This is a genomic window from Streptomyces sp. NPDC093089, from assembly GCF_044754405.1.
In the GTDB taxonomy this organism is placed as follows: Bacteria; Actinomycetota; Actinomycetes; order Streptomycetales; family Streptomycetaceae; genus Streptomyces.
Map to the genome: position 1 here is coordinate 283,135 of NZ_JBIVPA010000011.1, position 25,677 is coordinate 308,811.

21 protein-coding genes and 3 pseudogenes are annotated in these 25,677 nt (G+C 72.0%); 11 read left to right on the plus strand and 13 right to left on the minus strand.

The genetic code is table 11. The features are described 5' to 3' along the window. Positions 1-84 precede the first annotated feature (84 nt). From ACIQFX_RS26505 to ACIQFX_RS26515, 3 genes are all read left to right on the plus strand, one after another. On the plus strand, positions 85-546 hold the full coding sequence (locus ACIQFX_RS26505) for a hypothetical protein (protein WP_402468076.1): 462 nt from the start codon (positions 85-87) through the stop codon (positions 544-546). Between the two features lie 194 nt (positions 547-740). Then, positions 741-1,604 carry a TIGR04222 domain-containing membrane protein gene (locus ACIQFX_RS26510; protein ID WP_402468079.1) on the plus strand — a complete coding sequence of 288 codons (864 nt, stop codon included), beginning with the start codon at positions 741-743 and terminating at the stop codon, positions 1,602-1,604. 19 nt (positions 1,605-1,623) lie between these two features. Then, entirely contained in the window at positions 1,624-2,139 is a 516-nt protein-coding gene (locus ACIQFX_RS26515; RefSeq protein ID WP_402468082.1) for a GNAT family N-acetyltransferase, read from the plus strand. 170 nt (positions 2,140-2,309) lie between these two features. Here the strand turns inward: ACIQFX_RS26515 and ACIQFX_RS26520 are convergent, their stop codons facing one another. Next, on the minus strand, positions 2,310-3,923 hold the full coding sequence (locus ACIQFX_RS26520) for an AMP-binding protein (protein WP_402468084.1): 1,614 nt from the start codon (positions 3,921-3,923) through the stop codon (positions 2,310-2,312). Beyond that, positions 3,920-5,605 (minus strand): AMP-binding protein, encoded by a 1,686-nt coding sequence (locus ACIQFX_RS26525; protein ID WP_402468087.1) that lies wholly within the window; start codon positions 5,603-5,605, stop codon positions 3,920-3,922. The genes ACIQFX_RS26520 and ACIQFX_RS26525 overlap by 4 nt, the downstream gene beginning before the upstream one ends. Positions 5,606-5,704: 99 nt before the next feature. Here ACIQFX_RS26525 and ACIQFX_RS26530 point away from each other — a divergent pair, with 99 nt between their 5' ends. Next, a complete protein-coding gene (locus tag ACIQFX_RS26530; RefSeq protein ID WP_402468226.1) occupies positions 5,705-6,529 on the plus strand; it encodes a response regulator transcription factor in 825 nt (274 codons plus the stop codon). 30 nt (positions 6,530-6,559) lie between these two features. Here ACIQFX_RS26530 and ACIQFX_RS26535 read toward each other — a convergent pair whose 3' ends face one another. Both ACIQFX_RS26535 and ACIQFX_RS26540 read right to left on the minus strand, forming a co-directional pair. Further along, complete coding sequence (locus ACIQFX_RS26535) at positions 6,560-7,021, minus strand: SUKH-3 domain-containing protein (RefSeq protein ID WP_402468090.1); 462 nt, start codon at positions 7,019-7,021, stop codon at positions 6,560-6,562. 92 nt (positions 7,022-7,113) lie between these two features. Beyond that, entirely contained in the window at positions 7,114-8,226 is a 1,113-nt protein-coding gene (locus ACIQFX_RS26540; protein WP_402468093.1) for a winged helix DNA-binding domain-containing protein, read from the minus strand. A gap of 211 nt (positions 8,227-8,437) precedes the next feature. Here ACIQFX_RS26540 and ACIQFX_RS26545 point away from each other — a divergent pair, with 211 nt between their 5' ends. Beyond that, positions 8,438-9,544 (plus strand): magnesium and cobalt transport protein CorA, encoded by a 1,107-nt coding sequence (locus ACIQFX_RS26545; RefSeq protein ID WP_402468095.1) that lies wholly within the window; start codon positions 8,438-8,440, stop codon positions 9,542-9,544. Positions 9,545-9,660: 116 nt separating this feature from the next. On the opposite strand, the gene ACIQFX_RS26550 is transcribed toward ACIQFX_RS26545, so the two are convergent. Then, complete coding sequence (locus ACIQFX_RS26550; RefSeq protein WP_402468097.1) at positions 9,661-12,978, minus strand: AfsR/SARP family transcriptional regulator; 3,318 nt, start codon at positions 12,976-12,978, stop codon at positions 9,661-9,663. Positions 12,979-13,238: 260 nt separating this feature from the next. On the opposite strand from ACIQFX_RS26550, the gene ACIQFX_RS26555 reads away from it, so the two are divergent. Beyond that, entirely contained in the window at positions 13,239-13,568 is a 330-nt protein-coding gene (locus ACIQFX_RS26555; RefSeq protein WP_402468100.1) for a hypothetical protein, read from the plus strand. A gap of 466 nt (positions 13,569-14,034) precedes the next feature. On the opposite strand, the gene ACIQFX_RS26560 is transcribed toward ACIQFX_RS26555, so the two are convergent. After that, on the minus strand, positions 14,035-16,173 hold the full coding sequence (locus tag ACIQFX_RS26560) for a Hint domain-containing protein (RefSeq protein ID WP_402468102.1): 2,139 nt from the start codon (positions 16,171-16,173) through the stop codon (positions 14,035-14,037). A 244-nt stretch (positions 16,174-16,417) separates the two neighbouring features. Between ACIQFX_RS26560 and ACIQFX_RS26565 the strand changes: the two genes are divergently transcribed. From ACIQFX_RS26565 to ACIQFX_RS26575, 3 genes and pseudogenes are all read left to right on the plus strand, one after another. Beyond that, entirely contained in the window at positions 16,418-16,702 is a 285-nt protein-coding gene (locus ACIQFX_RS26565; protein ID WP_402468104.1) for a hypothetical protein, read from the plus strand. Positions 16,703-16,718: 16 nt separating this feature from the next. Beyond that, positions 16,719-16,967, plus strand: a pseudogene (locus tag ACIQFX_RS26570) (4'-phosphopantetheinyl transferase superfamily protein); the annotation flags it as partial. 54 nt (positions 16,968-17,021) lie between these two features. Further along, positions 17,022-17,363 carry a type II toxin-antitoxin system PemK/MazF family toxin gene (locus tag ACIQFX_RS26575; RefSeq protein ID WP_402468106.1) on the plus strand — a complete coding sequence of 114 codons (342 nt, stop codon included), beginning with the start codon at positions 17,022-17,024 and terminating at the stop codon, positions 17,361-17,363. A 357-nt stretch (positions 17,364-17,720) separates the two neighbouring features. Here the strand turns inward: ACIQFX_RS26575 and ACIQFX_RS26580 are convergent, their stop codons facing one another. The 3 genes from ACIQFX_RS26580 to ACIQFX_RS26590 all read right to left on the minus strand — a co-directional run bounded on the left by ACIQFX_RS26580 (position 17,721) and on the right by ACIQFX_RS26590 (position 19,857). After that, the gene (locus ACIQFX_RS26580) at positions 17,721-18,101 is read right to left on the minus strand and encodes a 3-deoxy-7-phosphoheptulonate synthase (RefSeq protein ID WP_402468109.1); all 381 of its coding nucleotides are present in this window, start codon (positions 18,099-18,101) and stop codon (positions 17,721-17,723) included. Positions 18,102-18,756: 655 nt separating this feature from the next. Further along, positions 18,757-19,524, minus strand: coding sequence for a thioesterase II family protein (locus tag ACIQFX_RS26585; protein ID WP_402468112.1), 768 nt, complete (start codon positions 19,522-19,524; stop codon positions 18,757-18,759). 123 nt (positions 19,525-19,647) lie between these two features. Further along, complete coding sequence (locus ACIQFX_RS26590; protein ID WP_402468115.1) at positions 19,648-19,857, minus strand: 3-hydroxyacyl-CoA dehydrogenase family protein; 210 nt, start codon at positions 19,855-19,857, stop codon at positions 19,648-19,650. A 180-nt stretch (positions 19,858-20,037) separates the two neighbouring features. On the opposite strand from ACIQFX_RS26590, the gene ACIQFX_RS26595 reads away from it, so the two are divergent. Further along, positions 20,038-20,409: a DUF6193 family natural product biosynthesis protein gene (locus tag ACIQFX_RS26595; protein ID WP_402468118.1), complete on the plus strand. Its 372-nt coding sequence runs from the start codon at positions 20,038-20,040 to the stop codon at positions 20,407-20,409. Positions 20,410-20,620: 211 nt separating this feature from the next. Here ACIQFX_RS26595 and ACIQFX_RS26600 read toward each other — a convergent pair whose 3' ends face one another. The 3 genes and pseudogenes from ACIQFX_RS26600 to ACIQFX_RS26610 form a co-directional block, all read right to left on the minus strand. Beyond that, positions 20,621-21,742: an NADAR family protein gene (locus ACIQFX_RS26600; protein WP_402468121.1), complete on the minus strand. Its 1,122-nt coding sequence runs from the start codon at positions 21,740-21,742 to the stop codon at positions 20,621-20,623. Between the two features lie 104 nt (positions 21,743-21,846). After that, positions 21,847-22,379 (minus strand): annotated as a pseudogene (locus tag ACIQFX_RS26605) (3-hydroxyacyl-CoA dehydrogenase NAD-binding domain-containing protein). A 246-nt stretch (positions 22,380-22,625) separates the two neighbouring features. After that, positions 22,626-23,045 (minus strand): annotated as a pseudogene (locus ACIQFX_RS26610) (KR domain-containing protein); the annotation flags it as partial. A 340-nt stretch (positions 23,046-23,385) separates the two neighbouring features. On the opposite strand from ACIQFX_RS26610, the gene ACIQFX_RS26615 reads away from it, so the two are divergent. Next, positions 23,386-24,063: a 4'-phosphopantetheinyl transferase gene (locus ACIQFX_RS26615; RefSeq protein ID WP_402468123.1), complete on the plus strand. Its 678-nt coding sequence runs from the start codon at positions 23,386-23,388 to the stop codon at positions 24,061-24,063. A 236-nt stretch (positions 24,064-24,299) separates the two neighbouring features. Here ACIQFX_RS26615 and ACIQFX_RS26620 read toward each other — a convergent pair whose 3' ends face one another. Next, a complete protein-coding gene (locus tag ACIQFX_RS26620; RefSeq protein ID WP_402468126.1) occupies positions 24,300-25,592 on the minus strand; it encodes an NAD(P)/FAD-dependent oxidoreductase in 1,293 nt (430 codons plus the stop codon). Positions 25,593-25,677: the final 85 nt, after the last annotated feature.

Here is a 25,677-nt window from a genome sequence, read left to right on the forward strand (position 1 = left end):
GGGCGCACGGCCGCCGGGCCCGGTCCGGCCGCGCAGGGTGCCGCCGGGGTACCGCCGCAGAGCGCGTCGGGGGTGCCGCCCCGGGTGGGTGCGCACCGCTCGTTCGCCGAGCGGTATCCGGCGCACATTCCGCTGCCGCCGACGGCCCCGCGGCCGACTCCGGCGCGAGAGGCCTTCCGGCCGGTGACGATCAGGACGGCGCGGGACGCGGTGGCGGCCGCCGCCGGGTACCTGCGGTGGCTCGGGTTCAGGGACGTCGTCCAGCCCGAGGAGCGGCCGGTCTCCGGGGTGGACCTGCGGGCGCCCGGGCTGGTGGCCCAGGTCGACCCGAGCACCCGGCAGACCGGACTGCGGGCGGTCGAGTGCCTCTGGCTGAACGGGCTGAGCGCCTCCGCGGTGAGCGTGTTCTTCTCGCTCGCCGGCTACACCCCGGAGGCCCGCTCGCGCGCCGCCGAGATCGGCCTCCCGCTGTTCGTCCTCGACCTGACCGGCACCCCGCAGCCGGTGAACCTCGCGGCCGACGAACTGGCGGCCGGCGGAGCCTGAGGGACCGGACCCGCCGGCAGCGCCGTCGGCGGGTCCGGACGTCCCGTCCCGTCCACGCCCCGCCCCATCCACGTTCCGTCCGCCCCGTCCACGTCCCGTCCCGCCCCGTCCACGACACCTCGGCATCCGAAACCGGCCATTCACGCGTGACGATCATGTTCCGCCGGGCACAACACCCTCTGGGGGTGGGTGTCATGACGACGGGGATGTGGTGGTTCATCGGTGCCGCGTGGGGAGAACTCCTTCTCGCCGCCGCGCTGTTGCGAACCCGCAGCCGGGAAAGCGGTGCGCCGTGCGGGGACGAGGTGCCGCCGCCGCAGGTGCTCGCGCTGCTGAGGGGCGGGCGGCGGGCGGCGGTGACCGTCGCGCTCGTGGCCCTGCACCAGCGCGGGGCGGTCGCGGCGGGCCGCAAACATACGATTCGGGCCAATGGCGGTCCGGGGCGCACCAGTGACCCCGTCCAGCTCGGCGTGCACGGGGCGCTCCACCGGGCGTTCGGGCTGCGGGCCCTCGCCTCGCGTCCCGAGGCGCGGCGGGCCGTGGACGCGCTGCGCGCCGAACTCCGCGGGTCCGGGCTGCTGCGGCCGCTCGCCCGGCTGTGGGTGGCCCGGGTGCTCCTGGGCTGCGTGCCGCTGACGGTGGTGGCGGGCGCGGCGGCGGGGCTGTACACCACGGGGACCTCCGGCACCCACGTCGCCGCGGCGGTCGCCGCCGGTGTGCCGCCGGTCCTGGCGGCGGTCGTGCTGCTGCGGCTGCCGCCCACCACCCGGGCGGCGGGGCGGCTGCTCGACGGCCTGCGGGAGCGGTATCCGCTGCCGGCCCACCGGAGCGAGGTCACCGACGGGCGGCTGGTCCAGCTGTACGTAGCCCTGTACGGCGATCCGGCGCTCGCGCTGTTCCTGCCGCGCTTCTCCCGGGAGGGCGGTCTCCTCGACCGCCCCGCCGACGGTCCGACCGTCGGCGGGTACGGAGGCGGGCCGTCCGGTCCGACCGTCGGCGGGTACGGAAACAGGCCGCGTCCGGAGCCGGGTCCGAGCGCGGGCGGACCTTCGCGGTGACGCCGCGCCATACTGTCTTATGCGCATCAGAGCGGCCGCTCCGGCCGAACTCCCGCTGCTCCAGGACATCGAACGGGCGGCGGGCGAGCCGTTCCGTTCCCTCGGCATGGCGGCGATCGCCGACGACGACCCCTTGCCCCTGGACGTCCTGGAGACGTACCGCCGCGCGGGCCGGGCCTGGGTGGCGGTGGACGCCGCCGACCACCCGGTCGCGTACCTGCTCGCCGACACCGTCGACGGCGCCGCCCACATCGAGCAGGTGTCGGTGCACCCGGACGCCGCCCGCCGGGGTGTCGGCCGGGCGCTGATCGAGCACCTGGCGGCGGCCGCCAGGGAGCAGGGCCTGGCGGCGCTGACCCTCACGACGTTCACCGAGGTCCCGTGGAACGCCCCGTACTACGCGCGGCTCGGCTTCCGGCCGCTCGCCGAGTCCGACCCGGACCTCACCGAGGGCCTGCTCGCCATCAGCCGTGCCGAGGCGGCCCACGGCCTGTCCGCCTGGCCCCGGATCTGCATGCGCAGGGAGGTCTGCTGACGAACGGGGCCGGTCGGCGGGCGAGGCCGGCCGACGTACGGAAGCCGACTGACGTACCGGGTCGGCCGACGTACGGAGGCTGCTGACGTACGGGAGTCACCGACGTACGAGAGCTGCCGACGTACCGGGCCGGCCGGTGTGCGCCGGCCGGCCCGGCCTCAGGCCCGGTCTCAGGCGGAGCCGTACCGCTGCCGCAGCTCGACCTTCCGCACCTTGCCGCTGACGGTCATGGGGAACTCGGTGAGGATCTCCACCCGGCGCGGGATCTTGTAGTGGGCGAGCCGGTCGCGGCAGAAGGCCGTGACGTCCTCCGGGGTCGGCGGGTCGGCGGGGTCGCGGGGGATGACGCAGGCGAGGATCTCCTCGCCGTAGCGCTCGTCGGGGACGCCGACGACCTGGACGTCGGCGATCTTGGGGTGCCCGTAGAGGAACTCCTCGATCTCGCGCGGGTACACGTTCTCGCCACCGCGGATGATCATGTCCTTGATGCGGCCGACGATCTGCACGTAGCCGTCGGCGCGCATCACGGCCAGGTCGCCGGTGTGCATCCAGCGGCCGGCGTCGACGGCCTCGGCGGTCTTCGCCGGTTCGTCCCAGTAGCCGAGCATCACGCTGTAGCCGCGGGTGCACAGCTCCCCGGCCGTGCCGCGCTCGACGGTGAGGCCGGTGGCCGGGTCGACGACCTTCACCTCGACGTGGGGCATGACCCGGCCGACGGTGCCGGTGCGGCGCTCCAGGTCGTCGTCGCGGCGGGTCTGGGTGGAGACGGGCGAGGTCTCGGTCATGCCGTAGCAGATCGACACCTCGGCCATGTTCATCTCGGCGACGACCCGCTTCATCACCTCCACCGGGCACGGCGAGCCCGCCATGATGCCGGTGCGGAGGCTGGAGAGGTCGTACGCCGCGAAGTCGGGCAGGTTGAGCTCGGCGATGAACATGGTCGGCACCCCGTAGAGGGAGGTGCAGCGCTCCTCCTGCACCGCCCGGAGGGTGGCGGCGGGGTCGAAGGAGGGGGCCGGGACGACGATGCAGGCGCCGTGCGAGGTGGCCGCCAGGTTCCCCATCACCATGCCGAAGCAGTGGTAGAAGGGCACCGGGACGCAGATCCGGTCCTGCTCGGTGTAGGCGATCATCTCGCCGACGAAGTAGCCGTTGTTGAGGATGTTGTGGTGGGAGAGCGTGGCGCCCTTGGGGAAGCCCGTGGTCCCCGAGGTGTACTGGATGTTGACGGGTTCGTCGCAGGAGAGCGGCTCCGGGCGCAGTTCACCGGCCGTGCGGCCGAGGAGGTCGTCCCAGCTCGCGTCCCCGAAGTAGACGACCTCGCGCAACCGCGGGCACTGCGGCCGCACTTGGTCGACCATCGCCCGGTAGTCGCTGGTCTTGTGGGCGAGCGAGGCGAACAGCAGGGTGATCCCCGCCTGGTCGAGGACGTACGCCAGCTCGTGGGCGCGGTAGGCCGGGTTGATGTTGACCATCACGGCGCCGATGCGGGCGGTGGCGTACTGGACGAGGACCCATTCGGCGCAGTTGACCGCCCAGATGCCGACCCGGTCACCCTTCCGCACCCCGCTGCCGAGCAGCGCCCCGGCCAACCGGTCGACGTCCGCGCCGAACCGGGCGTAGGTCCAGCGCCGTCTGGTGGGCACGTCGACGAGTGCCTCCCGGTCCGGCCAGGCGGCGACGGCCCGGTCGAGGTTGGCCCCGATGGTGTCGCCGAGGAGCGCGGTGGTGGACGCCCCGTGCGCGTACGAGAGTTCCGTGGTGCCGTCCGTCGTGCCGGTCATCCGAGGTCTCCTTCCACGTACTCCTTGCCGCCGCCCTCGGCGGTGAGGCGGCGCAGTTCCACCCGGCGGATCTTGCCGGACACGGTCTTGGGGAGCTCGGCGAACTCGATGCGGCGGACGCGCTTGTACGGGGCGAGGACCGCGCGCGAGTGGGCGAAGAGCGCCTTCGCGGTCTCCTCGTCCGGCTGCCAGCCGGCGGCGAGGACGACGTACGCCTTCGGGACGGCGAGCCGCACCGGGTCGGGGGCGGGGACGACGGCGGCCTCCGCGACGGCCTCGTGCTCCAGAAGCGCGCTCTCCAGCTCGAAGGGGCTGATCTTGTAGTCGGAGGCCTTGAAGACGTCGTCCGAGCGGCCGACGTAGAAGACGTAGCCGTCCGCGTCGCGGGAGCCGATGTCGCCGGTGCGGTAGTAGCCGTCCGCCATCGCCTCGGCCGTACGCTCCGGGTCGCCGTGGTAGCCGGTCATCAGGCCGACCGGGTTGGCCGACAGGTCGAGGCAGATCTCGCCCTCGTCGACGCCGGGCCGGCCGGTCACCGGGTCGACGAGGGTGACGCGGAAGCCGGGGCTCGGACGGCCCATGGAGCCCTCCTTGAGCCGCTGACCGGGGCTGTTGGAGACCTGCACGGCCGTCTCGGTCTGGCCGAAGCCGTCCCGGATGGTGACGCCCCAGGAGCGCCGGACGGACTCGATGACCTCGGGGTTGAGCGGTTCGCCGGCGGCGACGACCTCGCGGGGCGGGGTCTTCAGCTGACCGAGGTCGGCCTGGATGAGCATCCGCCAGACGGTCGGCGGGGCGCAGAAGCTGGTGACGCCGTTCCGGTCCATCTCGCTCATCAGCCGCGCCGGGTCGAAGCGCGTGTAGTTGTGGATGAAGACGGTCGCCTCCGCGTTCCACGGGGCGAACAGGTTGGACCAGGCGTGCTTGGCCCAGCCCGGCGAGGAGATGTTGAGGTGCACGTCGCCCGGCTGGAGGCCGATCCAGTACATGGTCGAGAGGTGCCCGACCGGGTACGAGGTGTGGGTGTGCTCGACGAGCTTGGGGCGGGCGGTGGTGCCGGAGGTGAAGTACAGCATCAGCGTGTCGCCGGCGAGGGTGACGCCGTCGGGCTCGAAGTCGGCGGACTCGCGGACCGCGTGCTCGTAGCCGAGCCAGCTCACCCCGTCGCCGCCGACCGCGATCCGGGTGTAGTCGCCGAGCACGTCGTCGAACTTGGCCGTGTCCTCGGCGCGCACGATCACATGGCGGGCGCGGCCCCGGTCGACGCGGTCGCGCAGGTCGGCGGGGCCGAGGAGCGGGGTCGCGGGGATGACGACGGCGCGCAGCTTCATCGCGGCGAGCACGGTCTCCCACAGCTCGGCCTGGTTGCCGAGCATCACGATGATCCGGTCGCCGGCGCGGACGCCCTGGGCGCGCAGCCAGTTCGCGACCCGGTTCGAGCGGGCGGACATCTCGGCGAAGGACACCTTCGTCTCGGAGCCGTCCTCCTCGACGATGTGCAGGGCGGTCCGGTCGTTGCCCTCGGCGATGACGTCGAACCATTCGAGCGCCCAGTTGAAACGTTCGGGCCGGGGCCAGGTGAAGCCCTCGTAGGCCGTCTCGTAGTCGTCGCGATGGCGGAGCAGGAAGTCCCGGGCCGCCCGGAACGCCTCCGTCGCGCTGGTCGCGCTCGCTGCCGTCATGTGTCCTCCTCGTTGCGGGACCGGTCCCGGACATCGTGTAATCGGTGACCCAGGTCTCACTACCCCCGTTCGGGGGTGAACCAGACCGACGACGAAGGAGTGGGCACGGTGCGCGAGCACGTCGAATCGGTGGAGCTGCGCGGCGCGCTGCTGCGCCTGCGCCGCACCACCGGCCTCCAGGTGGTCTTCGGCGGGCTGCTCCACGAGTCCCGGGGCCTGCGGATCGGCGAGCTGAACGGGGCGGTGACCCCGGCGCTGCACGGGCTCGCCATCTCCGCCGGGTCCGGTCTCGGCGGGAAGTGCCTGGCCCTCGCCCGCCCCTGCGCCGTCACGGACTACCCCTCGGCGCAGCACATCACGCACGAGTACGACGGCCCCGTCTCGGCGGAGGGCATCCGCTCGGTGATCGCGGTGCCCGTCGTCGTGCGCCGCAAGGTGCGCGGCGTGCTGTACGGGGCGCTGCGCGACGCCCTTCCGATCGGCGAGCGCGTCTTCGACGCGGCGGTCGCCGCAGCCCGCGACGTGGAGCAGGCCCTCGCCGTCCGCGACGAGGTGCACCGGCTCCTCGCGCCGCCGTCTCCCGGCCCGTCCTGGGAGGAGGTCCGGCAGGCCTACGGCGAGCTGCGCGAACTGGCACCCCGGGTGACCGACCCCGAGCTGCGGGACCGCCTGCTCGCCGTCTGCGGTCGCCTCCGGTCCGCCTCCGGCACCCCGGCGCCCGTCCCCGGCGTCGCCCTCACCCCCCGCGAGACGGACGTCCTCGCCGCCGTCGCCTCCGGCGCCACGAACGCGACGGCCGCCCGACGGCTCGGCCTGCGCCCCGAGACGGTCAAGGGGTACCTCCGCTCGGCCATGCGCAAGCTGGGCGCCCACACCCGGACGGAGGCGGTGGTGGCGGCCCGCCGGGCGGGCGCGCTGCCCTGACGGGTGGGGGGCCGGGCCCCCGGGCGGCGGTCAGACGAAGAGGTCCCGCGCGTCCCGCTGGGGGCCGCGCAGCAGACAGCCGATGGCCTCGTACGCGGTCGCGCCGAGGAACGCGGGACCGGTGTGGTGCAGGAGGAAGAAGCGTCCGGTCTCGTCGATGAGGACCATCGCCCCGTCGAACGTCTCGTAGCCGACGGGGAAGAGCCGCTCCCCCACGTTCCGGGCGAGTTCGGCGACGTCCTCGGCGCTCTCCTCGTAGATCCAGTGCGGTGTGAAGCCGACGGCGTCCGGCGGCGTGCCCGGAATCACCAGGCGCAGTCCGCCGAACTCCCGGACGAAGTCCCGGGCGGCCCGGAACGGTTCGACCGGGTGGCCCTCCTCGGCGAAGCGGTCGGTCACGAAGCCCAGGAGGCCGGGCAGCCGCGCGCCGACGTCCCGGCCGCGCGACCAGCCCGCCGCGGTCAGGACCGCCTCGACCTCCTCCGTCGTCATGCCCGGCGTCATGCCCTGCCTCATGCCCGGCGTCATGCCCGGCGTCAGGCCCGGCGTCAGGCCCGGCGTCAGGCCCTGCCTCATGCCCGGCGTCACGGGCCGACGTGGACGATGTCGTACGGGATGCCGGGCGGAGAGAGGAGCTGAAGGGTCCGTTCGGCCTCGGCGGTGAGGGCGGTGCGCGTCGCGCGCGTGAGGGACGCGAAGGGCTCGACGGTGAGGGTCGTGCGGTCCTTCGCCTCGTCGAGGCGCCAGATGCCGGCGAGGAGGCCGTCGACGAGGAACGTGCGGTGCGCCTGGTTCCCGGTCCAGGTGCGGCCGTGGTGCTCGGCGGGGACGACGCGGGTGCGGTCGGCGTGCGAGAGGAGCAGGTTGTCGAACTCGGGGAGGAGGCGGGGCGGCGCGGGGGTGTCCTCGTCGGGACGGGGCGCGTCGGGAAGGTCGAACAGCTCGGTGCCGCGCTCGTCCCGGAAGACGAGGAGCTCGGGCCGCAGCCGCTCGAAGGCGGGGCGGAGGCGGGTGAGGCCGCACCAGGTCTGCATGTCCTGGACGGAGGCGGGGCCGAAGGCGCCGAGGTAGCGCCGTACGGTCTCGTCGATCTCGGCGGCCTCCCCGTCGGGGTCGCCGAACCAGACGCGGGTGGTGGTGAGCGCGACCTGCCCGCTCCGGCGCCACAGGCCGCGCGGGGTGGCCTGCACCATCAGGAGCAGGCAGCGGGCGGCGATGGTCAGCGCCTGCGGGTCGGCGTCCGGCCACTCCACGAGCAGCCGCTCCCGCAGGTCCTTGGGGGTGCGGGGCCCCTCCTCCACGTACTCGGTCGCCAGCACGGCGAGCCGGTCGAGGTCGACCCCGTCGAGCCCCTTGCGGAACATCTTCAACTCCCGGTCGATGGCCCCGTCCTGCACGAGCCTGCGCAGGCCGACCGCGTCGCGGGCGGTGTGGGTGTGGACGGTCGACCGGAGCGAGACGATGCGGGCGACCCGGCGCGACTCCATCAGGGCCGACAGGTCCTCGGGCCGGAACCCGTCCAGGCGCGCGGCGAGCGCATAGTACGGAGGCTTGGTGTTCTGGGCCTGGAGGCCGACGAGGTGCGCCACGGCCTCCTCCGCGCCGAGCGCTGCGGGACGCAGGAGCAGCTGCCGGTCGAGAGTGGCGCGGTTCAGGGCGCGGGTGCCGAGCACGGGCTGCGAGGTCTTGGAGGCCATGACCGGCACACTACCGAGGCTTGCGGACAGAAACTGTCCTGATTCGAACTCGGCCGAGATCCGTACGGGAGCGATTCACCCCATATATCCTGCTCTCGGCCCCCAGGGCCGCGCTCCCGCCCCACAGAGCTCCGGTCTCCCCGGACTCCCGTCCCTTAGAGCTCCGGTCCCCCGGGCTCCCGTCCCGCAGACCGAGGAGGAGGTGGCGACGATGTCCGAACACCGCCCCCGCGCGGCCTGGCGCCGCCGCCCCGAACCGCCGGCCGCGGACGCGTCGGCACAACCACCCCCGGTGGAGCCGAGCGTCGTGCAGTCGACGCTCTACCGCGACGGCCGCCGGGTCTCCTCCCCCGCCACCCTGGCGGAGACCTTCCACCAGCTGCGCGAGTACCCCGACGGCATGGCCTGGATCGGCCTCCAGCGCCCGACCGAGGAGGAACTCCACTCCCTGGCCGCCGAGTTCGACCTGCACGAACTGGCCGTCGAGGACGCCCTGGAGGCCCACCAGCGCCCCAAGCTGGAGCGGTACGGCGACACGCTCTTCGTCGTCCTGCGGGCCGCCCGCTACCTCGACACCCCCGAGGAGGTCGACTTCGGCGAACTCCACGTCTTCGTGGGCCCCGACTTCCTCATCACCGTCCGCCACGGCGACGCCCCGGACCTCTCGGCCGTACGCCTCCGCATGGAGCAGGAGCCGGACCTCCTGGCGCTGGGTCCCGAGGCCGTCCTCTACGCCGTCCTCGACACGGTCGTCGACGGTTACGCCCCCGTCGTGGCCGGCGTCCAGAACGACATCGACGAGATCGAGACCGAGGTCTTCGGCGGCGACCCCGCCGTCTCCCGCCGCATCTACGAACTCTCCCGTGAAATGGTCGAGTTCCAGCGCGCCACCCGCCCCCTCGTCGGCATGCTCCACGCGCTCATGGCCGGCTTCGCCAAATACGGCACCGACGAGGAACTCCAGCGCTACCTCCGCGACGTCGCCGACCACGTCACCCACACCAGCGAACGCGTCGACGGCTTCCGCCAAGCCCTCGCCGACATCCTCACCGTCAACGCCACCCTCGTCACGCAACAGCAGAACGCGGAAATGCGCGCCCTCGCCGAGGCCGGTTTCCAGCAGAACGAGGAAATCAAGAAGATCTCCGCCTGGGCGGCCATCCTCTTCGCACCCACACTCGTCGGAACCATCTACGGCATGAACTTCGACAAGATGCCGGAGCTGCACTGGGCGGGCGGCTACCCCTTCGCGATCCTGCTGATGGCGGTGGTCTGCACAAGCCTGTACGTGATCTTCAAGAAGCGCGACTGGCTGTAGACGCCGAGCGGAGGGATGCGACGCAGCTCGGCCCGGGAAGCCGCCTCAGCAGGGTCGAACCGCCACCGTGCGCCCGGCTCGTCCTCCCCGCCCGGCTCGTTCTCCCGCGGAGCGGCCTACTTCCTCGTCGGCACACCGATGTCCGAGAAGATGGCTTCCGCCTGCCTCCTTCTCGACTCGGCGGTGTCGGTGTCACGGAGGGCCCTGGCGAGGACCAGGAGGGTGCGGGCTTCTCCGAGTCGGTGGCCCGTGCGGCGGTGGAGCGTGAGTGCCTGTTCGGCGTGCGCGGCAGCCGTGTCGAAGGCGGCCTCCGATTCCGCTGTCTCCGACAGGGCGGTCAGGGCTTGGCCCTCCACCACCCGGAACGAGTGATGGCGCGCGAGGGCGAGCGCCTGCTCGGCGTCACGGCGGGCATCGTCGTACCGGCCCAGCCGCTGGTACGTGAGAGCGAGGCCCAGGAAGCAGTCGGCCTCGCCGCGCCGGTACCTCGACCTTCGGGCCAGCGCAAGCGCCTCGTGGCCGGCCCGCTCGGCCAGGTCGAGGTGCCCCGACTCCCGGTGGCACGCGCCAGTCGTGGTGAGGATGCCGACCCGGATCCAGGGCCGCCCTCGGCTCCCGCACACGGCGAGGGCGCGTTTCGCGTGTTCCGACGCCGCTTCGTGGTCGCCGCGCTCGAGGGCGATCCTCGCGACGGCGTCCAGCATCATCGCGCGGTCGCTCCGGTGGCCGTCCAGGTCGTCGGCGGCAAGTCGCGGGCCCAGGGCGTCGAGGCCGTCCTGAAAACGGCCGAGTTCCCAGTACACCAGGCCCAGGTTCTGCAGGGCCAGGCTGTGGTCGCTCCAGCCGATGTCCCCGTTCCGGGCGATGGCCGCTTCGAGGTTCGCGGCGGCCTCGTGCAGGAAGCCCAGATCGCGGCAGGTCACGCCGAGGACGACGAGCCCCAGCGCCTCCAGGTGACGGTTCCCGGCGTCACGGATCATCCGGAGGCCGGTCGTCACATGGTCGTACGCGGACGGGAGGCGGGCCATGGCCCATTCCGCCAGCGCCATGCCACCCAGGGAAGCCGCCTCGCCCTCCTGCCATCCGAGTTCCCTGCTGATGGCCTGGACACGCAGGTGGTGACCCATCGACTCCCGGGCGTGCCCCCGGTCGGACGTGAGCAGTCCGAGGCTGCTGTGCATGGCCGCCTGCCCGAACAGGTCGCCTTCGGCCACGGCCGCGTCCAGCGCGGACTGCGCGGCGTCCTGCCAGGTCGCCCGAGGCAGATGCAGCCAGAAGTGACCGAACAGGGCGTTGGTCAGGTGCCAGGCCACGGGGCGGGGGCCGTTGCGCCCGGCGTGGTGGATGAGGGCCAGGAGATTCGCGCGCTCCGCGTCCAGCCACGACGCGGCCTCCGGACCGGACGGGAGGCTCTGCCGGGAAGGGGGGACGAGGTCGCGGGGCAGCTCCGGGAAGAGCCAGGACCCTCCTGCGGATCGGGCCGCGCCCAGGTACCGGAGCATGACCCGGCGCAACGCCGCGTCACGCTGCGCCGCGGACTCCTCGGCCAGCGCCCGCTCCCGCGCGTACTCGCGCAGGAGGTCGTGGAAGCCGTACCGGCCGGCCGCCGCGGGCTCGACGAGGTGCGCGGCGACCAAGGCGCTGAGCAGGCGTCGGGCCTGCGTCGGCGGTACGTCCAGGAGGGCCGCGGCGACGTCGGCGGTGATGTCGGGGCCCGGAAACAGACCCAGAAGGCGGAACAGGCGGCGGGCGCCGGGCGCCAGAGCGAGGTACGACACGGAAAACGGTGTCCGCAAAGGTGAGGCATCGTTCTCCTGGCCTTCCAGGACCTCCAACCGGCTGCCCTCGCTCAACTCCGCGACCAGGTCGGCCAACCTCAGCCCCGGATCCCCCGCCAACCGGGCGGCGGCCACGCGCAGGGCGAGCGGCAGGCTGCCGCACAGCCGGATCAGCTCGTCGGCGGCCTGGGGCTCCGTGGCCACTCGCGGCGCGCCGAGCGCCCGGCTCAGAAGTACCAGGGACTCGGCCGGATGAAGGACGTCCAGGGGCAGGGAGTGGGACCCGTCGCGGGCGACGAGATCGCCCAGCCGGTTGCGACTGGTGACGACGACGTAGCAGGAGGGGCTGCCGGGCAGCAGCGGACGGACCTGGTCCGCCGACGCGGCGTTGTCCAGCAGGATGAGCAGACGTCGGCCGGCGAGGAGGGTCCGGTACGCGCGCGCTTGGTCCTCCCGGTCCACCGGGATGTCCGAAGCGTCCAGCCCCAGGCTTCGCAGCAGCAGCGTCAGTGCTTCGCCTGCGGTGAGCGGCGGCCTGTCGTGGTCGAAGCCGTGCAGGTTCACATACAACTGGCCTTCGGGGAAGCGGTCACGTACCCGGTGCGCCCAGTGAACGGCGAGAGCGGTCTTGCCGATGCCGGCGGCTCCGCCGATGGCGGAGATGACGACCGTCCGCGCCGGGTCCGCTCCCTGGGGCGGCAGCAGTGCCTCCAGAGCAGCCAGTTCCTCTTCGCGTCCGGCGAACCCCGCTGTGTCGTGCGGTAGTTCGGCAGGGATCCGCAGAGTGCCACGACTCGACGACGGACTGGGACGTTCTGGGGCGCCGCCGGCGCTCGGGGTGGAACGCGCCGACCCGGACCCCGGGGACGGACGGCCCAGGGCGGCGTCGTCCCGGCGCAGCACCGCCTGGTGCACCCGGCGGAGTTCGTCGCCCGGATCGACGCCGAGCTCCTCGCGCAGCCGTACGCGCGTGTCCGCGTAGACCTTCAGCGCCTCCGCCTGACGTCCGCAGCCGTAGAGAGCACGCATGCGCAGGGCCAGCAGCGACTCGTCGTACAGGTCGGACGGCGACATCACCGCGAGATCGTCCAGCGCGTCACCGAACCGGCCGAGGGTCACCAGGCAGTCCAGCCGATCGCGGCGGAGCGTGCGCCATCGCTGCGTCAGCCGATCGCGTTCGGCCTGCGCGAACGGCCCGGGGAGATGCGCCAAGGGCTCACCCGCGAACAGGGCCAGCGCCTCGCTCAGTTGGCCGGCGGCCGTGGCCATGTCACCGGCCGCCTTGGTGAGCAGCGCCCGCGCAGCCAGTTCCGTCACATCCGTGAGATCGAGCCGGACCTCCTCGACGTCGAACCGGTACCAGCCCTTGCCGCTGCGGATCACGGACCGGGTGTGCCGGACTCCCGCGGCGTCGAGCGTTCTGCGCAGGGGGTTGATGTGACTGGCGAGCACGCTCGCCCCGGTCGCGGGCGGCTCCACGCCCCAGACCGCGTACAGAAGCCGGTCATGGCTCACGACGGCCCCGTCGCGGAGCAGGAGCGCGGCGAGGACGGCCTGCCTCTTGGCGGGCCCCAGCTCGAGCGGGGTGGCCCCCCGCCGGGCCCGAAGGGGTCCGAGCACATCGATCCGCAGCCGCTGCTCCCTGTCCGCGTCCACCGCGCGGCCCTCCGATCTTCCGCCCCATGGGTTTCCCTCAGCATTGCATCACCCTTACCCAGGTGCTGCGCACGAGGCCGGTGCAGCGGTCGGTCTCATGTGATCTGGAGGGAAAGACAGTTGACGATCAGTCACGTGCCGAACGAGGGTCCGACACGATCGACGCGACGCGCGGTACCGGTTGGGCGGAGCGCTCGCTGCCCGTGCGCGCACCGCGTCCGGCCACCCGATCAGGACAGCAGTGAAACAGACTTGCGGGCTTGACACGTCTCTTCACGAACGGCAGCACTGTGAAGCGCAAGCGCAAGCGCAAGCGCAAGCGCAAGCGCAAGCGCAAGCGCAAGCGCAAGCGCAAGCGCAAGCGCAAGCGCGAGGCCGCAGGCACCACGCGGCAGCACAACGGACACGTGTTCACCACTGCGCAGGGTGGAGAGATCGACCCGACCGACCTCACCCGCACCTTCACCACACTCCTACGCAAGGCCGGCCTCCGCCGCATCCGCCTCCACGACCTCAGGCACTCCACCGCCCCCCTGCGCCGCCCTCATCCACTTGCGTTGCCGTCAACTACTGCCGTGACGACGCTCTGAAGCCCCGCCAGGAAATGCCTGGCGGGGCTTCGGTATTGCCGGCGCTATCAGCCCTCCTTACTGGAGATTTCCCACGTCAGCGCTTCACCTGATCTAACGGTCACCCATGCCGCAGGGAACTCCAGATGGACACCACAGACCTCACCTACGGAATTGTGGATATCCGAGGCCGAGACGATTCTGCCGAGACCGGGACTCCCGATCCCCTCTATCTCCTCGAAAGCCCATGTCTCGACAGGCCAGCACCAATCGGGCAACAGCGGCCAACGGCCTTCAGAGACCTTCAGAGTCCAGTCCGTGTCGCACGACAGAAGAATGGAAGGACCCGCACCCAACAGGAACTCCACAGCCTCGACCGAAGTGGCACTTTGGGCGTCATCTGCGAGATACTTGACACCAAACGCAGCTCGCACACGCTGCCCGGCTCGCAGATTCACTACTTTTCGCTCGATCACTTCTTACACCCTCACGAATAGGGAGTGGCCTGCTGGAACCAGCCGTTCGGTTTATCCATGGGGAACATGGTGACGAACTGCCCATCACCCTTCGTCACCAGCAGGTCCTTCCCTTTTCGGTAGAAGAAGTAATCGTTTCCACCACCATTCGCCGGATTCCACGGCCCCTGCCGCACTTCGTCATGCGCCCCGCGGACCTCAGCGATTCTGTCACGGAACGACTGTCGGGCAGAGGCATCGCCGGGGTTGAGACCGTAATCCTGAGCATGCTTTCCCCACTTCTTCCCGAACTGCCCCTCATTGATAGACAACTCAGGACCACAGTTGCTGTTGTGAACGAGAAGCGGAATGTCGCCCGCCAGCACATAGTACGTATGCAGGCCGGAGACAGTGAGGTCGTGCGTGCGGTACCGCGTCTGCTCGTCGCGGGCCTTCGTCACGACAACCCGGGTGCCCTTCGGTGTGTGCAGTTCGTCCCCGGCCCGGAGGTCTGCGGCGTTGTTCCATTCCCGGTCGTTCGCCACCCAGAAGGGGTGGTTGTCCGTCGCCGTGATGTCGGCGGGGCCTAGATCGGTCGTGACGGTGAGGCGGGTGAAGTGCTTGTCGCCGCCGGTCGTGAAGGTGTTGGTGACCGGCCGCGTGGAGGTGAGCCCTGTCTGTGGGTCGCCGGCGGCGACCAGGTCTCCGATTCGGATGTCCTCGATGGCGCGGGTGGTGTCGTCGGCCAGGAGCACCTGGGTGCCGGTGGGGAAGCTGTGCGGCTTGGCGCAGTCCGCGGCGTTCCGTTCCGACCGCGCCTGGTCGGCGAGCTTCCTCGCCTCGACCTTGGCCAGCGCGCGGGCGTCGATGAAGGTGTTGGCGCGGAGGGGATAGGTGAGGCGGACCTTGCAGCCGCAGGCCTGGGCGTCGGCTTCTGCCTGGGCTTCGACGCGGGCTGCGACTGAGGAGTAGAGCGGTCCGGCCCCCGGGTCGGTGCAGCTCAGGGTGCCCGAGACGGAGGTGCCTCGGACCGGGAAGGTGCGCTGTGGGCTGGTGCATGAGCCGGCGGGTTGGCCGTCGATGGAGAAGGTCGCGTTCATCACGGCGGTGACTTCGCCCTTGGTGACGCGTTCCTTCCGTGCGATGGAGGTGACCTCGCCGGTGAAGGCTTGGGTGGCGGTGCAGCCCGAGGGGCCGCAGTTCATCTCGCCCGCGCCGTCGAGGGTGAAGGTGATGCCCCTGTCGGTTGCGTCCTTGAGTTGGTCCGCGTACTCGATCAGCGTGTCGAACATCTTGTCGGCGGCGTCGGCGAGAACCGGAGTCAGGTCCATCCCCTCGGCGCCACCGTCCGCCAGGGGCCCGATGGTTACCCTGCGGGGAGCTGTCGGCGTCTCGCCGTTCTCCAGCTGGTCCCTCACGTCGGCGAGGTCTTCGCGAATGTCGTAGGCCTCGAGCCGCAGCACACGGTGCGGCTTCTCCTTCGTCACGAGCAGACGGCCGGCCGAGGTGTCGATGCCGAGTGCGGGCGCGCCGTTCACGCTCTGCGGCGACTTCGACTCGTTCGCCGGTGACGGTGACGGTGACTTCTCCAGCTCGGCCAGGGCCTTCGCCAGCACGGCCGCCAGCTTCGACGGAGCGACGGTGCGGGCCAGCGCCTCGTCCATGAGTTTGGATCCGTCGTCCAGCCCGACGATCCACTCGCTGGGCGGAGCCTTCTCGCCCGCCGCCACGTCCGTGCTGGGAGCGGGGTCGGTCTGCCAGCGGGTGAACGTCTTCCCGCCGATGCGCAGCACGTCCCGGCCGGTGTCGCGTCTGCCGGACTCGGTGGTGCCGTAGGTGCTTCCTGCCGCGGTCACCGTGAAGGTGTTCTCGGTGATGCCGAACGAGGAAGTGTCTTTGTAGTGCACACCCTGGGCGACGGCGAGGCCTTCCACCGCCTCGCGGAACGGACGCAGGTCACGCGCCGTCGCCCTGGAACCGTCGGACGGGCTGCTGAAGTTCAGCGAGGTGGCCGCGATGACGGCGATCACCAGAGTCAGGATCCCGGTCGGCAGGGCGATCCGCTGCCACGAGCTCAACCGTTGCCACCATTCGTACACCGGGCTGGTCGTACCGGCGGGCCCGGAATGTGGCTCGTCGCCTTCACCGGAGGCGGAGTTCCGCTGGGACACGCTGTCCCCCTTCATGTTTCGGGCACTGGTCTGGGCAAGCCCGCGGCCGGGACCGGCCGGAGCGGAGAAAGATGGACCCGAGACCCACGCGAGGCACGGACTGCCCCGACACGAGCGCGTCGAGGCGCGGCAATCGTGGCCGGGAACGGCCGTGAACCCGTCTGGGTCAGGGCATACGGCAGCCTCGCGGATTGCGCTGCAATTCCGCTGAAGCAACGATCAACGGACTTCGGCGGGGGTATGCGTGACGGATGGTCAGAACGAGCAGCTGCAGCTCGACCTGCTCGGGTCGCCGTCTGCGCACTGCGGCGGACAGCCGTTGGATCTTGAGCCTCTACGCCGCCAGGCGGTACTCGCCGGACTGGTGCTGCGCGCGGGCAGCCGCGTGAGCCGCGAGAAGCCGCTCGCCGACGTGTGGGGCGACAATCCGCCCATGACCGACGTGCGGGTCCTGCCCAGCCACATCTGTTCCCGCGCAAGGCCCTGGACGCGTCGGGGCGGGATCAGGGTCCTTCATCCGCAGCGGTGACGGCTGCTACTGCTTCGACGCCCATGGTGTCCGGCTGCTGTTCAGCGCCAAGGAGTCGGTGTTCAAGGCCTGGTACCCGCTGACCGGGCGCGAGCTCGAATTCGAGGAGGTGGAGGTGGAGTTCGACCTGGCGAGCGGCTTCTCGGCGCGGCTGCCGGTGCCCGGGCCCGAGGTGGCCGGCCGGCGTCACGGCACCTTCTCCGGGCGCTGGACGGTGGGGCGCGGCTTCGTGCGGACCTCGGTCACCCTGCCGGGAATAAGGTGATGATCGGTCCGCCTCGGAGCGGCCCTCTCGATCTCGTCCTGTCTGGAGGTACCGGTGCGGCGCGGTGAGGTCTGGTGGGCCGATTTCGGCGAGCGGCGGGCCGTGGTGCTGCTGTCGGAGGGGCCGAACGCCCAGTTCGTCGGGATGCAGATCGTCGAGCCGGTCACCGTCGACATCACGGGGCTCGGCCTCGAAGTGCCCGTGGGCGCCGCCGACGGACTGTCGCTCGACGGAGTGGTACGGGTCGCCTTCCCCCAGCCGGGCACGACCCCCTGCACCTGGCTCGCGACACTGACAGTGCGGGACGTGATCGAGCGGGCCGGGGAGCTGTCCGAGGCCAAGCTCGACGAGATCGAGGCGGCGCTCCGGCTCGGCGGCATCACCACGCAGGTCTGACGGAACCCATCGGGGCCACCGCCGGGGTCGGCCGAGGGCCCGGCCCCCGGCCCTGACCGGCCGGACGCGAAGGCCCTGCCCCGACCGGCCGGATGCGAGGGCCCCGGCCCCGAACAGCCGGACGCGAAGGCCCTGCCCCGACCGACTGGATGCCCCCTCTGCACCCCGGCGCAGGCCTCTGCGAAGTGGAGGCCACGTCGAGGGCCGGCCCGTGGTCCGGGCCGCCACCGGCCACGGCGGTCGGGTCCACGTGGATGCCGTCCGGTGGGTCCCCAGGGCGCGGTGGACCTCGACGAAGCCCCGCACCTCGTCGCGTATCGCGTCGCGCGTGGTGTCGGCGTGCGCGGGATCGCTCACTCAGCAGGCGGAGGCGCCTCCCGCCCGGACCTTCTCGACGGCCTCGGGCAGCAGGTCGCGGACCCGGTCCGCGCCCATCGCGGTCACGAGGGCGAGTCGGCCCGGCGCCCGGTGCGGATCGAGCCGGTCCACGTGGGCGAGCGCCGTGTCCGAGGAGGTGCCGGGGCCGAGCCTGACGGCGACGGGGTTGTGGACCGAGGAGAGGCGGCGGGCGTGGTCTCCGCCCGGCTCGTGGGGCTCGGCCGGCCGCAGCAGGTGTCCGGTCGTGGCGTACGGGACGTCGTGGCCCGCTTCCGGGTGGGGCCCGTCGCGGTGAGCGCCCGCTCGTAGGCGAGCAGCCGACTCTCGTACCGACGAAGAACTCCGGCGGTGCGCCGGCACCGCTCCGGTCGAGGCCGTAGGACCGTAGGAAGGCGAGGCTTCGGCCGATCGCGGCCGGCAGCTCCTCGTGCGGGGCCCCGCCGTCCGGGTCGGCGGCGTGCTCCTCGTTCTGGGCGTGGAGCCAGTGCGGGCTGGGGGCGGGGGCGGTGGTGAGGGCCCGCAGCAGGTTGAGCACCGTGACGGAGGCCTCGTACTCCCGGCGCAGCGCCTCGGCCGGGTCGCCCGGGGGCGTTGGCGTGCACGATCCCACGGTCCAGCCGACCTTGACGACGGGCAGTGCCGTCGCGTGCGCGGGGACCGGCTTCATCTGGAGGAGGGTCCCTCCCTCGGGAAGAGGGTCCGTTGTCGCCGCATCGCGTCCTCGGTGAGGGCGTGCGGCGGCTCGGCGCGGCTGCACGCCCTGCGGCAGGACGGCCTCGCCCCGGGCGGCCGAGGCCGGGCGTCGGCGCAGTCGCGCGCACCCGGCCGCGAGGACCGGTGGTGGCATCGTCGCCGGTCGCAGTGCCTCGGGACCGACGGGACCAACAGGACCGACGGGTCCTACGGGTCCGATGGGTCCAACAGGTCCAACGGGTCCGACGGGTCCGACGGGTCCGACGGGTCCGACGGGTCCGACGCCAATGGTGTGGTCACGGAAGGTCCTCGCCGCCGCGGGTCACCGGAGCGTGGGGGCCGGTGCCGCCAGTCGGTCCGCGATCAGGTCCGTCACCTTCTCGTGGTGGTCGACGAGGTAGAAGTGCCCGCCGGGCAGCGTGACCACCTCGAACGCGCCGGAGGTGTGCGCCCGCCAGGCGGCCGCGTCCGCCGCCGAGACCTTCGGGTCGTCCCCGCCGGTCAGCACGGTCACGGGGCAGCCGAGCGGCGCCCCGGCCGCGTACCGGTAGGTCTCCACGGCCCGGTAGTCCGCGCGGATCACCGGCAGTGCCATGCGCATCAGTTCCTCGTCCGCGAGGATGCGGGGATCGGTGCCGCCGAGCTCCGCCATCGCGCGCAGCAGGCCCTGGTCGTCCAGCGCGTAGTCGAATTCGGCGCGGTGGACGTCCGGTGCGCGGCGGCCCGACGCGAAGAGCCGGACGGGCGGGTGGCCCTTCTCGGTCAGCAGCCGGGCCACCTCGAAGCCGAGGAGGGAGCCGAGGCTGTGTCCGAACAGCGCGAGCGGCCGGTCCGTCCACGGGACCAGCTCGTCCACGACGCGTGCGGCGAGTTCGGTGAGGGATTCGATCAGGGGCTCGTTCCGGCGTTCCAGGCGCCCCGGGTACTGCACGGCGAGCACGTCGACGTCCGGGCTGAGGGCCCTGGCCACCGGGACGAAGAAGGGGGCCGAGCCGCCCGCGTGCGGCAGGCAGACGAGCCGGACCCTGGCGTCGGGCGCCGGACGGTACCGGTAGATCCAGGGCGAGTTGCGGGCGTCGGGCGTGGTCATGCTGCTCCTCGGTGGTCGTGCGGGGACGGTGCGGACGGTGTCGCGGTCACGATGCCGTCCCGTCGTAGCGGAGGAAACCCCGGCCCGCCTTCCGGCCGAGGCGGCCGTCGTCGACCATCCTGCTCAGCAAGGGGGCACCTCGTCGACGAGGTCGTCGGAGTTGTCCCGCATGCTCCGCGCCACGGCGGTGACGGTGTCGGTGCCGATCATGTCGAGCAGCGCCAGCGGCCCCGTCGGGTGGCCGCAGCCGAGGGTCATGCCGCGGTCGATGCCCTCGGCGCTCGCCACGCCCCGCTCGTACACGCGGACGGCGGCCATCAGGTAGGGCACCATCAGCGCGTTGACGACGAAGCCGCAGCGGCCCCGGGTCCGGACGGCCTCCTTGCCGAGGAGGTCGACCGCGTACGACTCGGCCCATGACCCGTCTCAGCGAAGTTCGGTAAGTCTCATCGAAGTTTGACCACCGGGGCGGAGCAGGTTGTCGCGGCCGAGTCCGGACGTCATGATCACGGGATGGCTGAGGAGACGGTTGTCGAGAAAACCTGGCGCGGAATCCTGGAGGGTCGTCCTGGGGCGCGGTGGGGGGAGCCTGCGGTCATAGCGGCCGCCTACGCCGAACCTCGGCTGCGGGCCCTGTACCCGTTCCCGAGCCACGGGGCTCTCAGCTTTCACCGGAACACGCAGTTCCCGTGGAGCAACGACCTGCCGTGCATCGTGGGCGACGCGCAATCGTGCATCGTCTACGCGCCGCTGCGCGTAGACGGCATGCTGGGCGAGTCGCTTACGCCGCAGGAGGCGGCCGCGTTGGTGGTGGCCCATCTGCCCGACAACTGCGGGCCGGCCTTCGAGGGGCCTTGGCCCCAGCCGGACCGTCCTGTCGGCTGAGCCGACTACGCAGCTGCAGGGCCGGTCAAACTTCGCTGAGGCGGGTCAGTGAACCTGCCTCCGTCCCACGAGAGCAGTGTGTGCCCTGCTGGTGATAACGCCGTTATCACCAGCAGAGCACAGCCCTTCATCCATTGCAGACGAGTTGCGCGGCCGTTGACCGGTCTCACCGAAGTTTGACCGGCTCGGTGAGGTCACGCGCCTGACCTAGTCACATCCCGAGAATTCCTGCTCGCCGCGCCTGCAGTTCGGAGCGGACGAGTTCGAGGAGACGCCCTGCCCAGTTCCGGCCTCGGCCGGCGTTGTCGCCCCAGAAGGTCGAGTTCATGTCGTCGTATATCAGGGTGGCATCGCCCGTCGCCAGGAGGATCTTGGCCAGCTTTGGGTGCTGGTCGTACTTCGCGCGCAGCAGGCTCGTCATGACGGCGGCCCGGACGTGTTCCCAGCCCTCGCGGCGGGGGGCCTCGGTCGCGAGCTTGCGTGCCGCGGCGGCGGTTTCCGCCGTCGCGATGGCGTGCCGGGTCTCGGGCTCGGTGACCGACAAAGCCCAGTAGGCGTGGGCGACGGAGGGGTAGTCGCTGTCTGCGACCGTGATCGGGGCGGGGTAGTCGTGGCGCAGGCCGAGCTTTCCGGGGTCCTCCACCTGCTTGTTCGGATACGAGTGGTAGAGCTGGAGGGCCGGGGCCTGCGGCGTCTCCGGTCCGTCCGCGGGGACACGGGTGGACCGCTCGGTCCTCCAGCGGGCCCGCTCCTCGAAGTACGCGAGGGCGCTGTCGTAGTCCTCCTGCGTGACCGTTTCGTCGAACGACAGGTAGGTCCGGCCGCCGGGCCCTGCCACCAGTACCCGCAGCGGCCAGTCCTTGCTGTCCATGTCGCCCAGCGCGTAGCGGCGTTGCGTCTCCGGGACGGCCAGGAACGCGGTCCGGGCCGCAGCCCGGTTCTCCTCGGTCCGGTCGGCGAGGAAGACATCGACGGCTGCCAGGCAGCGGCCGGTCGAGTCGGGCCGCCCGTTCAGCTGGTCGATGGTGTCGCGGACTTCGTCGACCAGCAGCTCGGGCGTGAGCCAGCTCTCCGGCTCGCTGAACTTCCAGTCCGCCAGCTCGTGTGCGGAGGCTTCCCCGCCCTCCGGGAAGGAGGTGGCTACCCAGCCGGTGCGCAGCTTCTCCTCGAACTCCTCGATGGTGACCAGGCCCCAGCAGTCGATGAGTCCGTCGGCGTAGATGAAGAGGTCGGTGAGGAAGTAGTGGCCGCCGTTACGGATGAAGGCGTGGCGCCAGGTTCCGGGTATGCGGACGCCGTCCGCTGTGCGATAGGTGATCCGGTTGCCGATCATCCTGGGATTGTGTCGCAGTGGCTGCGGAGCAGGCCGTGAGTTTCCTCCGGGTCGGCCTCTGGCACCTCCAGGCCCCAGACATCGTCGGGCACTGGATCCGGCAGTCAAAGTTCGCCGAGACTCGTCAAAGTACGTTGAGACTGGTCAGCCCGGCCGACGGTCGTGTCGCCGGTACGGTCGACGGTCGTGTCGCCGGTACGGTCGACGGTCGCGCCGCCGGTACGGTCGACGGTCGCGCCGCCGGTACGGTCGGATCGGACCACCTCCACGAGCGGCATGACCGGGACCGGGTTGAAGAAGTGCATGCCGACCACGGCCTCGGCCCGGCCGGTCACTCGGCTAGGTCCGCCACGAGCAGGCTGGACGTCGTGGGGGCCAGGACGGCGTCCGGGTCGGTCGCGACCGCTTCGAGCGTCTTGAACACCCGGCACTCGGAGTTGATTTCCTCGGCCACGCCTTCACCACGAGCTGCCTGTCGGCGAGTTCGGTGGGATCCGTCGTGACCCGGAGGCGTTCGGTGACCCCGGGCGCTTCTCGGGCGCTCCTCGGGAGTCATCCGCCCCTTGGAGACGGCCCGTTCGAGGGCGCGGAGGAGCCGGTCCGACCCGGAGCCGACGCAGCCCGGCGAGGAGACCACGACCGTGACGTCGAGTCTCGCCGAGGTGTTCCACGATCTCGGAGTTCTGTCCCCACCAGCCCCGGGCGAAGGAGGTCGCGGGCAGGTCGGCGGCGTGCCGGTGCTCCGTGAGGGCGTCGAGGTACGCGTTCGCCGCCGCGTAACTGCCCTGGCCGGGGGTTGCCGCCGCGTAACTGCCCTGGCCGGGGTGCCGACGGCCGACGAGAAGAGCACGAAGGCGGCCAGGTCCCGGTCGGAGGTCAGCTCGTGGAGGTGGACGGCCGTGTCGGCCTTCGGCCGGAAGGCCGTGTCGAGCCGCTCGGGGGTGAGGGCCGTGACGACGCCGTCGTCCAGCACGCCCGCCGTGTGGATCACGCCGGTCAGCGGGGCCTCGGCGGGTATCTCCGCGAGGAGTCCCGCTGGGGCCTCGCGGTCGGCGACGTCGCAGGCGGCGATCCGCACCCGGGTTCCCAGGGCGGCGAGTTCGGCCGCCGGCGTGTCGGCACCGTGCACCTGCGGTCCGCGGCGCGACACCAGCAACAGGTTCCCGACGCGGCGTTCGCGCACCGGGTGGCGGGCGACGAGACCGCCGAGCGCACCGGTGCCGCCGGTGACCAGTGCCCTGCCGGCCGGGTCGAAGGCCCGCTGCCGTCCTCGCCCGGGCACGGCCCGCGCCAGTCGCGGCACGTGGACCGCTGCCGCTCCCTTACGGACGGCCGTCTGCGCGTCCCAGGACGCCGAGACGCCCGGCGGGGCGCGCAGCGACTCCTCGGTGTCGTCGATGTCGTCGATGTCGATCAGACGACGCGGCCGGGGTTCTCGGTCTGGGTCGAGCCGCCGATCACCGATCTCCGATCCCCGATCCCCGGCCGCTCGGACTCGGGCGTCGGGGGTGTAGCTGGAGTGGTCACGCGGCTTCCTTCCATGGCCGTCGGTCCACCTTCCGGCGGCCGTCCCGGTAGCAGCCCGGACTAGGGTCGGGCGGGTGCGCGTGTCGTCGACGACCGGCGGAAGGTGAGGGGGGCCCGTGATCGAGGAGTTGCTTCCGGGGAGTGTGGTCGCCGTGGAGAGCCGTGACCACACCGGCATGGACGTGGAGTTGTACCCCGAGGAGGCGGTGCTCGTGAGCCGCGCGGTCGCGAAGCGGCGCGGGGAGTTCGCGGCGGTACGGGTCTGCGCCCGCCGGGCGATGGCGACGCTGGGCCTGCCGCCGCAGCCGGTGCTGCCTGGCCGGCGGGGCGCTCCGGACTGGCAGGCGGGGCTGGTCGGGAGTCTGACGCACTGCGAGGGCTACTACGCCGCCGCGCTGGCGCTCAGCGCCGATCTGGCCTCGCTGGGCATCGACGCCGAGCCCGAGGCGCCGCTGCCCGACGGCGTGCTGCGGCTCGTGTCGCTGCCCGCCGAGCGCGATCGGCTGGGCCAGTTGGAGGTGGACGACCCCACGGTGCCGTGGGACCGGCTGCTGTTCAGCGCGAAGGAGGCCGTCTACAAGGCGTGGTCGCCCCTGACGGGCAAGTGGCTCGACTTCTCGGAGGCCGACATCGAGTTCACCGTGGCTCCCGGCGGGCCGCCGCGCGGCGGGTTCAGCGCCAGGCTGCTCGTGCCGGGGCCGCGGGTGGGCGAGCGCCGCCTCGACGGCTTCGAGGGTCGCTGGACGGTCCGGGACGGCTTCGTCGTGACGGCGGTCACCGTGCCGCACGCCTGACCGCGCACGTCCTCGCGGGGAAGGTCTCACGGGGCGCGTACGGAAAGCCTCGTGGAGGTGTCGGAGGGCCTCGTGGAGGTGTCGGAAAGCCTCGCCGCCCCCTGGCCGCTGTCGGTACGGGCGGGATGCGGCGCGCCGTAACCCGGTGTGCCACGACGGAGGGCGGTCGTGGCCACGCTTGAGTCGCGGAGGACGTATCGACGAGGCCCGCGCTTCTGGAACTCGCGACCTGCGCGTCAGCCGGGCAATGGGCGCGCCGCGTCTTTTCGGCCCGCGGCGCGGCGGCGGTGCCTGATGTTGACGAGCGAGGCCTTGGCGAGGGCGCGGGGGTCGAGGAAGCGGAGGGGGCCGATGAGGCGGGAGCCGAAGAAGTACAGGTGGCTGGCCATCGACGCGTCGCGGGCGGCGGCGGAGAACATCAGGCGTTCCACGGGGTTGAAGGGGCGGGACCTGGCGTAGTCGACGGAGAGGTACTGGTGGCCGCCGAGGCGGCGGCGGTGGGTGCGCGCGTAGGCGGCGAGGGCGGCGTCGAGGTCGCCGTGCCCGGTCGCGGCGGGGGCGGTGGTCTCGGCGAGCCATCGGGCGGACTGCAGGGCCCATGCGCAGCCGACTCCCCAGAGGGGGTCGCCGGTCAGCGCGGCGTCGCCGATGAGTGCGAGGCCGGGGGCGGTGGGCTTGCGGGTGTGCAGGGGGTAGTCGACCGTGCCGATGAACTTCGAGACGCGTTCGGCGGCGTCGACGGGCGGCGCGTCGGGGAGGCCGCGGACGAGGTCGAGGAAACTGCCCTCCAGGTCCTTCCGGAAGGCCGGCAGTCGTTCCTTGTCCGGGAGGACGGCGACGACCGTGATGCCGTCCTCGTTGGGGAACGCGTAGGCCGCGTCGGGTTCGAGGAACCAGGCGTGGCTGATCCCGTCGCGGAGCGGGAGGTCGCGGAAGTGGGCGAGGTAGCCGAAGCGCCCGTTCCGGTGCTGCTTGGCGGGCACGCCGGCGAGTCCGGCCACGGCAGAGTCCTTGCCGTCGGCGCCGACCACGAGCCGGGCCCGGATCTCGCGCTCGCCGTCGGCCGTCGAGACGCGCACCCCGACGGTCCGTCCGCCTTCCCCGATCAGTCCGGTCACCCGGTGACCGAGGAGCAGGTCGACTCCGGGGGTCGCCGCCGCACGTGACCTGATCAGCGGGTCGAGCGTGCTGCGCCGGATGTTGTACGCGTACGGCAGCTCGGGTCCGCCGGGTGCCGCCCTCGGCTCGATCCATCCCCAACGGGTGTACCAGCGCGCCTCGTTGCGGATGGCGCCGGCCTTCTCCAGGGCGGGGACGAGGCCGAGTTCGTCGAGGACCGGGTAGGCGGCGGCCTGGAGGGAGTGGGTGCAGAGCACCTTGTACGCCTCGGGGTCCGAGCGGCGTTCGAGCAGGGCGACGCGGGCACCGCGCCGGGCGAGCAGGATCGCCGCGGCGCTGCCGGCGAGGCTCGCTCCCGCGATGACGACGTCGTAGTCGTGGTCGTGGACCGTGCTCTCGGGGCTGGTCATGCGCTGATCGTCTCCTTCGTGGCGGGACACCGTTCGCGGGAGTCGTACAGAGCCACTGCTGTCAGGGACATGGCCAACTCGTCAA